Source organism: Chitinophaga sp. S165 (assembly GCF_003182155.1).
GTDB lineage: Bacteria > Bacteroidota > Bacteroidia > Chitinophagales > Chitinophagaceae > Chitinophaga.
Genome location: NZ_QGTG01000001.1, coordinates 229987 through 243035, shown reverse-complemented (window position 1 = coordinate 243035; position 13049 = coordinate 229987). Strand labels below are relative to the sequence as shown.

The following is a 13049-nucleotide window of genomic DNA, read 5'->3' as shown; positions in this document are numbered from 1 at the left end:
TTCCTGCAACAGCGTCCGCTAATGAAGACAAAGAATTCCAAATAAAAACTCCCGGACAGCATTCACTACCCGGGAGATATATAGAAACTAAACAACTTTTACTTTAACGTCGCCACATCCAGTTTTGGCGCGTCTACCAGTTTATCTGTCATGCCGGTTGGCAGATAAGGCCTGCCACCGGTAGCAGCTACACAGGTACCGGTAAATACAGCTGTGGTCATCACCTTACCATTCAAAATGATAGACTGTTTGAAATGCAGTCTTGGTTGCCCACCCGCATCACCATACAGTTCACAGGTCACAGTAAATTCATCGTCTTTTTTCAGTGAGCGTAGAAATTTGATCGTGTATTGAGACAATACCATATGAATACCTTTGGCAGCTTCTTCGGCGAAATCAAATCCCAGCACTTCCCTGATATAATCATGTCTGCACCATTCCATATAGAAAGGGTAATATAATCCATCCATGATACCCTGTACGTCAATATGTTCTTCTTTTACCTTATAGATTTTTGAATATTCCATCTGTGACCTTCAATTTTTATGTGGGCAAAGATAAGTCTTGATCAGGTGATTTAGCGCACGCGGATATCCCCGATTCTGGGGATATTGGCTATCAACGAAAAAAGCCTCCCTGAACGGAAGGCCTTTTTCCCCTTTATAGATCAAAATTACAGCCTGAATAAAGCCGCCAGGATAATCCTTGTTTCGGATTTTACCAGGTCAGGACGCCAGTTCGGGTCCAGCGGCGTAGTAGTATAACCGGTCTGGGAAGTCACACCTCCTTCACCAGCGAAATATGGCACACTCGCATTCCTGTTCACTACTTCAAACCTGAAGGTCACACTCTGGTTTGGCATATAGTCAAAGTTGGTGGACATATCCCAGCCTTTGAATTTATCGCCAGGGTTAGCACTGAACGGGAAGGCGCCTTCGGTTTTGGTAGGATCGGTCGGGCTAGGCAATGGGCTTGCCTGTCCTGTCGGATAAAGCACCAGGTATCTGCCTGGGTTGGTCATTACACCACCACCAACTGTCCATGCAAATTTGTTTCTGTTGAACCATACACGGTTGTAGAACATACCGCTTGCGAAATATTGTGCAGGACCGTTCTTATCGCTGTCTTTAAAGCCATTTACGCCACCGCCTTTTTCAAAGCCAATGTCTCCGGTCAAAGAGAAGGCCATTCTGCTGATACCTCTTGACTGAGGCCTGTTATAATAGCGGACCAGCAAACTGTTATCGGAGTGGAAACGTTTTCTGTCAGGCAATCCGGCAGCATCCGTACCGTAGTAGTCGTTCGTTAATAACTTCATGTTGCTGCTTGGCATCCAGGTCACGTTGAAGCCCAGTCCCGGCATTTTGTTGAACTTACCATAGCTCTGCCAGCCATTGATAAACCAGCCTTCCACTTTCAGGTGTTGCGTAGGATAAACCTGCACACGCAATCCGTTGAAGAACCAGGGTGTATTATCGGAGGTGAAGGATGCCTGGTATTCCCAGTTCTCTGGTTGATAGTAGGAGTTCAAACCAACATAACTCATGAACATACCGGCGTCGATATTGATACCGTACCATTTATTAATGTGATAACCCACATAGGCTTCGCTTAAATAACGGTATGCGTTCGCTAACTGATACTGTCCACGGTAAGGGCTCAGGTCATTACGCGGCACCACAATGGACCGAGTACCGAACTGCGTCATAACCCTTGCCCTTGCGCCTTTATAATAGAAATCGCCGCCGAAGTGCAGGGCTGAGAGCTGCACTTCATTGTTCCTGGCGAGTGCCGTAGACCCAACAACTGTGTTGTCATTAGGGTTATTAAATGAATGTGTGTAATTGATGTCCATCATAATACTCGGCGTGAAGAACTTCATGTTCTGAAATGCCGGGTTCTCTCTTCTGTCGTTACCATTCTGCCATGTCTGATCGATGCCGTCAAATGGTACCTTTTCTGTAGTCGTAGCGGTGTCCTGTGCAACTGCACAAATAGCGTTTGAAGCCAGTGCAAATGCCAATAATGCTTTTTTCATTTGTTTGTATTGTTTTGTTCCCATACTAAACAGGTTAGTGTAATAGTGTGCCTCTATATGCCAAAGCCTATACCACCTGTGTGGGAAGCGAAAACAGGAAACGCAGGAGATCCAGTGTCATACGGCATTTCAAACGGGATCACCGATACGTGCCCGAAATAAAGAACATTAAAAAACCTCTCATCTTGAGAAGGTATTATCAGAATGGCAGCGTATAAACAACTTTATGAGGGTAACCGGTACGTGGCCGTTTTCTATGTTGGTCTTGCATATCCGGATATGCGTTCATATACCTCATACCATCTCAAAACAAATAATAGCTATCTCAAAATGAGAGGTAATTGAGAGTTGGCACGGACAGCGACCATGCTATAGAATAATATATATCAATGTTTTGCAACGACGAGATGCGGTAAGGCCTCACATTTGCCTCTATATGGCAAGCAACGACGTTTGATTTGATCCTTATCCGATTGTTTTTATGAAGGTTATGAAATCTCTATTATAATACGTAGCGTTTGCTGTTCTTAAGTTAGCTATCGGCCGGGGTACCTTTGTACTTCGGCCTTCCTAATGTTGGTGCCCGGGGGATATTTTATGATGTTATTTTAACAGGAGGATTTTCTGATAGCCTAAACTAGGCATTTCGCTACCCAGAGGTAGTAGCATGGCCGAAGTATACATGCAGCTAACGTGGAGATGAGGTGGACATGACGTGGACTTGAAGAGGGGCTAATGGTGAGAATATAGTATAAGACGAGATCTATCTGGCAAAGATACGCCCTTGTCTTTATTTCTTTCGGGGGGCTTCAACGATTTCTGGTGTCCCCGGGGTTAAAAACCCCGGGCTACAAACATGGGGACTCCTGACGGAGTTCTATTGTGTTTTGCTGGTCGTTTTGTTACCTGGTTCTTTGTTGTATATTCATTGGTTAGTGTTGTTGATTTTCATTGTGATGGGATTGATTATTATTTTTTTTGTTACTTTTAATTTCACCATTAAATCTGACAGATCAATATGTTCTGTCGTTTACCATTAGCACTATGCAGCAGAATTCAACAATCACCACATTATTCCTGGACATAGGCGGCGTATTATTGAGCAATGGCTGGGACCGTAAAGCTAGACGAGAGGCTGCCGCTAAATTCTCTCTCGACCTCCCTGAACTGGAGGAACGTCACCACCTCACTTTCGACACTTATGAGGAAGGTAAACTAACGCTTGATGAATATCTGAAAAGAACTGTGTTTTATGAACCCAGGGGATTCAGTGAAGATGAGTTCAAAGCGTATATGTACTCCGTTACTACCGCCATTCCGGAAATGATAGACCTGGTATGTAAAATCAAGGCAAAATATGGGGTAAAGATCGCCATTGTAAACAATGAAGGCCGTGAGCTCAATGAATACCGTATCAGGCAATTCGGGATCAATAAGTTTGTAGATTTCTTCGTTTCCTCCTGCTTTGTTCATTTCCGGAAACCGGATGCAGACATCTGGCGCATCGCCCTGGACATTGCACTCGTAAAACCAGAGGAGGTGCTATATATTGACGACAGGGCCATGTTCGTATCAGTAGCAGAAGGTCTTGGCATCAACGGGCTTCAACATGTGACCTACGAGGCGACCAAAGAGAACCTCGCAAAATATGGTTTTGTAGTAGATTGATATTAATGCAGTCCGCTCTTAAACCAATGTAACCCGTTTCTATCGTTTTGCCCCTGAAGAGCACACGACAGAAACGGGTTTCTTTATTTATCCGGCCACTCAATATGTAGCCTGCGGCTCCTGTACCGGAACCCGCTTTCTGGAAGACATTCTACCTCTTAAAACTTCCTTCACATATTTAGTCCTTTTCTCAAATACTAAATAGATCAGGTAAGCACAAATTATAACAATTACAATAGCGGCAATGTAGTAACCGATCGATACCGCGTCTATTGTTTTACTTTTTGGGAAGCCGAAGTGTATTAAAAGATATACTATTGGCAAATGCGTCAGATATAAAGTATATGAAAAATCTGCCAGCTTCGTTCCCAGCTTGTTTACCAGGATCGTCAACTTGTTTTTAGGCGCACGGTATATCACCTGCTGAACAATCACACACATAGACAATGCTAAACACAGTTCAGCGACAATTTCTATATTAAAGTCAGACTTTTCAAGTGTACGGCTCGTCTTTCCCCATAGCTGGAAGGCCACCATAGAAACGGTGAATAAGCAAATGCTTGCGAACAGCAACAAGTTATTCTTCTTCGCATAAAAGCAGGACACTGCACCCAGTACCCATACAAAAAGCAGCTCCGGTTTCAGGTAATATGAAAATATCACCAGGTTAACGAATACGATCGTAAACGCGATGTACTTATTCGTTTCTTTTGAGGTTGTTAATAGCCAGGCCACTGCTCCCATTAACACATAAAACCACACCTCATAAGCCAGTGACCACAAGGGGCCGCTCACCCAGGGCACTAATATGCCCTGCAACGATAACAGATTCCCTAAATAGTCAACAACACTGAACTGCTGGCCTGTAACCGTATTGGATATCAAAATGATTATAAAGGCCGAAAGTAAAGGTAGCATTATACGTACCGTCCTGTCGAGCGTATAGGATTTAAGGTCAAATGTTCCTGCTCTCAATCGCTGAATAACTTTTCCGCCTACAAGGAAGCCGCTCAGTACAAAAAAAAGTAATACCGCTTCATGTGCTACACGGGTCAGAGAAAAGAAGATCAGGTTCTGGGTTGTTTTGTCTTCCGGAGGCAATAAGCCATATTCAACAAACAACATCGTACGGCAATGCGTGGTAACAACAATTAAGGATGCTAACCCTCTGAATAGATCTAACCAATAGTAATGTTCTGTGCTTTTGTTTTTCAGCATAACTGGATTTTTGTGGGGACTTGATTAAATAGTGATTCGGTTCCTTCGCGGTTTTGGTTGTTTCGGTAGTTCTCTTGTAGTAAGTGTCAGCCAGCACCCGTGCAGGGTCTGCTGTATGGGGGTATATCTTTTTGGGATGTCGCGAATGTATATAAATCTCCCTTCCCTGCAAATTCTTTTTCTTGCAGCAGATAGCTAAATAGCGGTTAACATTGCGTTTGCCGTCTTCACTGTTAGGGCACTACTAAGTAACATTACTTATGTTTACTACTAATATTATTGGTCGGCCGACTTATTCCTGTTCCTGTACTCCGATGGCGACATGCCCATTAACTTTGAGAACATCCTGGAGAAATAATACTGGTCCTCCACCCCAAGTTTGCCGGAGATCTCTTTGACGGTAGCTGTTGAGAACATCAGGTATTGACATGCCTTCTGGATCTTCAGATGATTAAAATATTCTATCGGGGAATAACCTGTCTTCTCCCTGAAGACAGCTGAGAAATGAGATACTGATAGTCCGGCATAATCAGACAATTCCTGTAAGGTGACCACTTTATCCAGGCGTTCCTGCATCATACCGATCGTGTGTGCAATAACGTCATCCGGCTGTTCCGATCCGGAGTGATTGAATTTCTCTTCATATAATAATGAAGAAAGAAAGTGATTAAAGATCATATTGACATAACGGAGGTTGTCGCCGCTATATCCTTTCTGAAGATTTAAACAGATCTCTTCGAACAGGCGGATCCGGTTTTCGTTGTATGTCAGGTGTAACTTGTAGTTCTTCGCCCGTTGCAAGATAAGTTCCACTATGTAAGCCGAGATCTCTCCTTTAAAATGTATCCAGTAAATTGTCCAGGGGTCATTTTCGTCAGACATATATTTATGCGGAACGTTCACCGGGATAATGATGAACTGAGACGGTAGTACGTCCACACGTTTTTTATCAATTTCTATCCATCCCCTGCCCTCTATACAGTAAATAATTATGTGCTGGCTTACCCCCGCAGCCCGTTTAATATAGTGATAACGAGCCTTTGGATAGTACCCGATATCGGTAACATACAGCTGGCGGGTAATGGGATCTTTCGTCAGGAAATCGGCCGATATCTTTTTAGGCACCACGATCAGCTGCTGCCCTTCAAAGCCCTCCCTTTTTTTAACTGCCTTCTCTTTCATCTTGATAGAATCTGGCACCAAGATACAAAAACCAGAAAATAATCCATCAATTTCATAAGAAACCCCATTTCCCCGGTTATACTGAAACCCGAAATTTGATTCGTGAACTAAATAAATTCCACAACATCAGCAAAACCAACAACAATAGACTTACGGCAAGGGTACCAGTTTAATCAGTATTCCAAACAAAGGCAAATTCATGTTATGAAAAGAAATTTATCCCTGCTCATCCTACTACTGCTATCATTAAGTACGTGGGTTTCAGCACAAGACAAGGTATCAGGAGGAAAGGTGCTGGATGCAGCATCCGGGAAACCGTTACCTTTTGTCACCATTACTAACACAACTAACAAAGGGGCGTCCCTGAAAGCGGACGCGGACGGCCAGTTTCCCCTTCCAACAGCAAAAGCCGTACTGAGCTTCCGATTTGTAGGTTACAAGACACAGACCGTCACATTCACTCCCGGACAAACATCACTCATCATAAAGCTGGAGGCGGAAATCTCCGGGCTTGACGAAGTGGTGGTGATCGGTTACGGTCAGCAGAAAAAGAAAGATATTACCAGTGCAGTATCAAGCCTGTCCGGAAAAGAGATCTCCGAACTGCCTGCAACGTCCATTAACAGTGCTCTGCAGGCCAGGGTACCAGGCGTACAGATCACCAGTGCAGGTTATCAACCAGGTGGAGGTACCAATATCAGGATCAGAGGTATCAACTCGATCACACAGGGCGACGGACCTATTTATGTGGTAGACGGCGTTATACTGACCGGCGATATCAGGGAGATCAACCCTTATGACATTGAATCCATAGACGTACTGAAAGACGCTTCTGCGGCAGCTATATATGGCGCCAGAGCGGCAGCAGGCGTTGTGATCATCACTACAAAGAAAGCGAAAACAGGCAGGGCTTCCGTTGACTACAACGGCTATTACGGTATACAGAAGATCGTAAAGACCTATGATTTCATAGATGGTGCGCAGTATGGCTATCTGCGCCGCCTGGCATGGTTTGACGAAAGCGCGACTGGCTGGCCGATGAACGATCCGGAGACTGATAAGAAAATATTCAGCGGAGAAGAACTGAAAAGCCTTGCCGAAGGCAAGAGCTATGACTGGCCAAGCGTTATCACCCAGGTTGCGCAGCAGCAGAGCCATACCCTCAGTATTTCCAATGGCATCGGTAAGAATAAAGTATACCTCAGTGGTAACTACCTTAACCAGGATGGTATCATCAAAGGGTCTAACATGAAACGTTATTCCCTGAAAGCGAACGTAGAATCGGCCGTGACAGACAAACTGACCATAGGGTTGAATAGCAACTACTCACATATCCAACAGAACATTGTCAGCAACGAAGCTTATTATACTGCTGTGACCATGAGCCCTTTACGGCCCATTTACGACTCAACAGGAAAACCATCAGTGGTGATAGATCCTAATACGGGTACCATCACGGTGAACAATCCGCTGGCGATGGTTACAGATGCGATCAACCGCCGCATAGACGACAGGCTGATAGGTAATATGTACCTGGACTATAAGGTGCTGCCCGGATTGAGCTTCCGTTCGAATGTAGGTGCAGATATTTACAAGAATCAACAGTTTGAATATTATCCGAGAAATACCAGTGCAGGATACGTACAAAAAGGCGTCGCTAAAGTACAGAACTTCGGTTACCGCGACTGGTTATGGGAAAACACACTGACCTACGACTACAATCCTTCAGAAGACCATTCCCTTAACCTCCTCTCTGGTTTTACCTTCCAGAAAAGAAGACAGGAATGGAACTTCGAACAGGCATCCGGTTTTCCAACAGATGAACTGACATATAAAAACATGAGCCTTGCTACCAGAAGGGATAATATTGCAAGCGACTACTTCAACTGGGCTACCAGCTCAATGCTGGGCAGGGCTATCTATAAATACAAACAACGTTACATCCTCAACTTCACCGCCCGTTACGATGGATCATCCCGCTTCGGTGCGGAGAACCGCCACGGGTTCTTCCCTTCCATCAGCGGCGCCTGGCGACTGATCGACGAACCATTCGTGGGTGTGAAGTTTAAATCACGTGTAAGTGATGCGAAGATCAGGGTCAGCTACGGTATAATCGGTAACCAGGATGTGTCTTATGACAGGATCTTCTCGCAGATGAATGCCGCGACCTATCCTTTCAACGGCAATACACAATCCAGCGGTTATCAGTTAGGTGGGAACAAAGGTAACAGCGCACTGAAATGGGAAGCACAACATCAGTTCAATACCGGCTTTGACCTGGCAGTCCTGAATAACAGGATCCAAATGACATTTGACTTCTATAACAAGAACATCAAAAACCTGTTGCTGCAAAACACACTGGCGCCATCACAGGGCTTCGATGGTACTATGATCAATGTGGCCTCTATGAATACAAGAGGTATCGACATCGGATTGAAACTGTATCCTGTAAAGACGCAAAACTTCGACTGGCAGGTAGATCTTAACTGGTCAAAATATAAATCCAAAGTAACTGCATTGTTACCTGGAAGGGATTCCCTCAGTCCTTATCTGAAAGTAGGAGAAGCGCCGAACAGCCTGATCTTTGATTATGTATTCGACGGAATATATAAAACCGGCGATGATTTTAAACTTAATCCTACCGGCCGACCAGGTGATGTGCGTATCAAAGATATCAATGACGACGGTATTATCAACCAGTATGACAGAGCGATCGTAGGTCGTACTACCCCCAAAGCCTGGGGTGGTATCTGGAACTATTTCAGATATAAAAGGGTATCCATGACGGTATTTGCAAGTTATATGTATGGTCATGATATCTACAACAGGGCCTATATGGACTATGTGTATTCTGATGGCAGAAAAGTGATCCTGAAAGATGGTCTGAAATACTGGACACCGGAAAATCAGAACACCGACATTCCTCGTCCGAATGCATTCGGTAGTTCCACCAGAACGCTGCCACAGGGCTCTTCCAGCTTTGCTGTTCAGAAAGGCGATTTCCTGCGTATCAGGAACATCACGCTGGCGTACGACTTCTCGCCTACCCTTTTATCAAAGATCAAAATAAGGTCGCTGAACGTGTATGCACAAGCATTGGAACCATTCCTGTTCACGGGGTATAAAGGTACTGATCCTGAGATCGGCACCTCAGGAACTTACGATATCTATCCACGGTACCGTACTTACCTGGTAGGTTTAAAAATGGGTTTATAATTTCCTAAAAAGACATTTATGCAAACGCATCGCTATATACTTTTCTTCATCATACTTACCGGGGTCTTTTTCTCCGGATGCGAGAAACAGCTTGATATTAAACCAGAAGTGTTTGTTTCTCCGGAAGAACTCTACAAAGACGAAGCCGGTATTACAGCTGGTATTACCGGTATCTATCGCCAGTTACTTGTGCTAAAGAAGTCCGACTATGCTGTAGTAGGCATGGTGGGAACCGACGAAGCGAAGATGACCATTTTTGTACCTACCTGGGGCCCTTACTGGCAGGGATTTGCGGCTGTGAATAGCTACTCTCCCCTGCTGACTGCACAGAATGATGTTGTACAGGGTTTCTGGATCAATTGTTACAAGGGCATCAATAATGCCAACGTCGCTATTAAGTATACACTGCTGTCTACCGTAAATGAAGATTTTAAAACGCGTTCAGTGGGAGAAGCCAAATTTATGCGGGCGCTGTTTTATTTCTACCTGGTGCAACTCTATGATGGCGTACCGATGCCTACTGATGTTGACAATCCGGAGGCAGTAAGGGACGGTTATCCGCGGAGTACAGCAGAGGAAGTATACCAGCTGGTGATATCCGACCTGCAATATGCTATTGAGCACCTCAACAATAAAGGCAACGGTGCGGAAGTAGGTCACGCTAATAAAGAAGCTGCCATCGCGTTGCTCGGTAAAGTTTATCTCACCCACAAACAATACGACCTTGCAAAGAGTACACTGGAGCCATTGCTGACATCTGACAAAACAACTCTGATGCCGGCATATGCTGACCTGTTCGTGGAGAAAAATGAAAATAATATTGAGTCGCTGTTTGAAGTGCAGTTCTCCAATGAACCTGACAATACCAGCAACATGGCCAATAACACCGGTGCATGGCAGATCAACGCGCCTAACCTGACCGGAGCCGGCGGACATGTGATCATTCCTACCGATTATTTCTTCAACAGTTTTGAAGCTAATGATCTCAGGAAGGACGTTACGTTCCGCACGGTATTTTATAACGCAAACGGCGAGCTGGTAGATTATTCCTGGTGGGAAGACGTAGGTAAACCGCATGTGAAGAAATTTGACATTACCAACGGCGTATCTGTAAGTGGCTCCCTGTCTTCCAGGAACATGTACTACCTGCGTCTCGCGGATGTGATACTGATGTATGCAGAAGCAACTAACGAACTGAATGACGTGACCACGGCGCTTGCCAATCTGAATAAGATCAGGCAGCGTGCCGGACTTGATAAATGGGAAAATGCACATGGCGTGCCGTCACAGGATCAGCTGCGCAACGAAATCATGATGGAACGTATGCGTGAGCTTGGCTTCGAAGGATGGAGATGGTTCGACCTGAAAAGGACGGGCACACTGCTCAATATCGTCAAAGCCAATAATCCTGATGCTACACCGAATATACAGGCTAAACACCTGTTATATCCAATCCCTGCAAGAGAGTTTGAAAACAATCCTAAACTTACACCTGCAGATCAAAATGAGGGCTACTAATTAGTTATGAAGATCATCCGTTACATATCATTTGCCGGGCTGCTTTGCATGGCCTCCGGAAACTTACTGGCGCAGACAGTGAAATCGACAACAGACAGCCTGGTGGTATCCAATCCACAGGTCAGACTGACTATTAACAGCCGTACAGGCAGGGTCAATTACCTGTTCGCGAATGGCGTACAGCTGCAAAATACAGTTGCCACAATAGATGAGTTGCAGGCAGGAAAACTGTCCAGTACAGATTTTTCGCAGCATAAGTACAGTACAACTCCTGTACAGGATGCTTCCGGCAAAGGTGTAACTATTTCTGTCATACATAGTGACCCGTCCAGACAGCTTAAACTGGAACAACATATTACCGTGTACGCGCAGTCGCCTCACCTGTTACTGAGTGTACAGGCAACAGGTGATGCGACGTTAGAAACGCGTAACATCTCTCCATTAACTATCATCCCGGAACAACAGGCCTACCTGTTTGTTCCGGGTAATAATCCCAGCATACTAGACGTTCCTTTTGACAACGACAACTGGGTGCCTGTTGTCACCCGGCAGTGGCCTTCCCCTTCAGGGATGAGTTACGAGTTCACTTCCATCTATGACCAGCAGAGCTTATCAGGACTGGTGACTGGCAGTGTGACACACGACTTCTGGAAAACAGGCTTCCGCTATGGTGCTGGTAAGGAAACAGGACGTATTGATTCGTTTATAGTGTATGGTGGCGCCGCTACCGCGGATGATAAATCCTTGCCACCGGCTTACGGCGGACTGGATGGCACCCATGACCATGCGCCGCACGGCACCATGCAGGGCAAAACAGTGACTTCACCGGTTATCTATCTGGCAGCAGATACCGACATCCGCAAAGCATTTACGGCATACGGGCAAGTCAATGTACAGCTGGCAGGCAGAAGCGAATGGAAAGGGAATGCGCCATTCTACTGGAACAGCTTCGGCGTGGAAGACGTACTGGGTTACAGAAAGGTGATGATGCCTCCCGGAGTGATCAAAACATCGGACATCATCGCTTCGATGGACAACTTCAACAAATATGCCCCTCCGGTGCTCAGCGTTGACTCGTACGATCAAAATATATACACTACCTCACTGCTTACCTCTTTGGCGAAATACGGGCAGAAAAAGCGGCAACAAATGGGCTTCTATTTTATCCCCTTTGCCGTATGGGCATGGAAGGACCATCTGGACCAGCAATTGTCAGGGACAGAGACCCCTCTGAGCAGCGTTGTATTGAAGGATAGCAACAGGCAGCCTATCCTTTACAAAGCGGGCGACTGGGCCTGTTATCCCATCGATCCTACACACCCGGCTGTGAGGGCCAGTATCATCAAGCAGATACAGAAAGCGAAGGCTATTCATGCTACCTTTATCAAAATAGATTTCCTTACGGCCGGCGCGCTGGAATCCACCACCCGCTACGACCGCAATATCCGTTCGGGTATGCAGGCATACAGCGAAGGACTGAAAATGCTACGCTCGCTCGTGGACTCCATCATGGGGCCGGACATTTTCATTACAATGGCGATCTCCCCTATGTTCCCTCATCAGTATGCACATACCCGCTTTATCTCTACGGATGTATACTCCCATCTGCGTGACGATCAACCAGGTTTCCCGCATTATGGCAGTACAGCCGCTTCACTGGCAGCGGGTTCCCATATGTCGTGGATGCAGGGCACTTTATGGCCATTCACAAACCTGGACGTGGTTGTAATGAAGAACTTTCAGAATAACCCGGATATCTCAGAACAGGAAGTGAAGGTACGCCTCTACGCCATGATGGTGATGGGCAGTATACTGGGAGACGGTTCCGATCTGAGACAGAAAGTTGCGGCTGAAAGAGCGAAAAAATACCTGAACCATCCGGCGATATGTGAATACTTCAGTCATCCAGCCGCGTTCACGCCGGTAAAGATGTCGGAAGGCGACAGCCAGGACCAGCAGATGACCTTCTTCCGCAAAGGAGATACTACGCTGCTGGCAATGTTCAACTTCATAAAGGATAAACCTTTTGAAGCCAGCTGGCAAACAGCCGATGTTGCAGATAAACGGCGCTATGAGATCAGGGATTTTCTGACCGATGCCGTATTAGGAGAGATCAGCAATGGTCAGCTATCCTTTACGCTGACGGTACCTGCTAAAGATGCATTATTAGTTAAACTGGTCCCACGGGATTAAATCGAATAAATATAAA

8 protein-coding genes are annotated in these 13049 nt (G+C 45.6%); 4 read left to right on the top strand and 4 right to left on the bottom strand.

The window, feature by feature from the left end:
• Positions 1–98: 98 nt before the first annotated feature.
• Together C7475_RS00895 and C7475_RS00890 are read right to left on the bottom strand one after the other, a co-directional pair.
• Positions 99–527 (bottom strand): thioesterase family protein, encoded by a 429-nt coding sequence (locus tag C7475_RS00895; protein WP_110050046.1) that lies wholly within the window; start codon positions 525–527, stop codon positions 99–101.
• Between the two features lie 146 nt (positions 528–673).
• Positions 674–2062 carry a porin gene (locus tag C7475_RS00890; protein WP_233259737.1) on the bottom strand — a complete coding sequence of 463 codons (1389 nt, stop codon included), beginning with the start codon at positions 2060–2062 and terminating at the stop codon, positions 674–676.
• 1020 nt (positions 2063–3082) lie between these two features.
• Between C7475_RS00890 and C7475_RS00885 the strand changes: the two genes are divergently transcribed.
• Positions 3083–3706 carry an HAD family phosphatase gene (locus C7475_RS00885; RefSeq protein ID WP_110050044.1) on the top strand — a complete coding sequence of 208 codons (624 nt, stop codon included), beginning with the start codon at positions 3083–3085 and terminating at the stop codon, positions 3704–3706.
• A 99-nt stretch (positions 3707–3805) separates the two neighbouring features.
• Here C7475_RS00885 and C7475_RS00880 read toward each other — a convergent pair whose 3' ends face one another.
• Positions 3806–4924, bottom strand: coding sequence for an acyltransferase (locus C7475_RS00880; RefSeq protein ID WP_110050042.1), 1119 nt, complete (start codon positions 4922–4924; stop codon positions 3806–3808).
• A gap of 276 nt (positions 4925–5200) precedes the next feature.
• A complete protein-coding gene (locus tag C7475_RS00875; RefSeq protein ID WP_110050039.1) occupies positions 5201–6106 on the bottom strand; it encodes an AraC family transcriptional regulator in 906 nt (301 codons plus the stop codon).
• Positions 6107–6310: 204 nt separating this feature from the next.
• Here C7475_RS00875 and C7475_RS00870 point away from each other — a divergent pair, with 204 nt between their 5' ends.
• The 3 genes from C7475_RS00870 to C7475_RS00860 are packed head-to-tail and all read left to right on the top strand — an operon-like array spanning position 6311 to position 13033.
• On the top strand, positions 6311–9322 hold the full coding sequence (locus C7475_RS00870) for a TonB-dependent receptor (RefSeq protein ID WP_110050037.1): 3012 nt from the start codon (positions 6311–6313) through the stop codon (positions 9320–9322).
• An 18-nt stretch (positions 9323–9340) separates the two neighbouring features.
• Entirely contained in the window at positions 9341–10840 is a 1500-nt protein-coding gene (locus tag C7475_RS00865; protein WP_110050035.1) for a RagB/SusD family nutrient uptake outer membrane protein, read from the top strand.
• A gap of 6 nt (positions 10841–10846) precedes the next feature.
• The gene (locus C7475_RS00860; RefSeq protein ID WP_110050033.1) at positions 10847–13033 is read left to right on the top strand and encodes a hypothetical protein; all 2187 of its coding nucleotides are present in this window, start codon (positions 10847–10849) and stop codon (positions 13031–13033) included.
• The last annotated feature ends 16 nt before the right edge of the window (positions 13034–13049 follow it).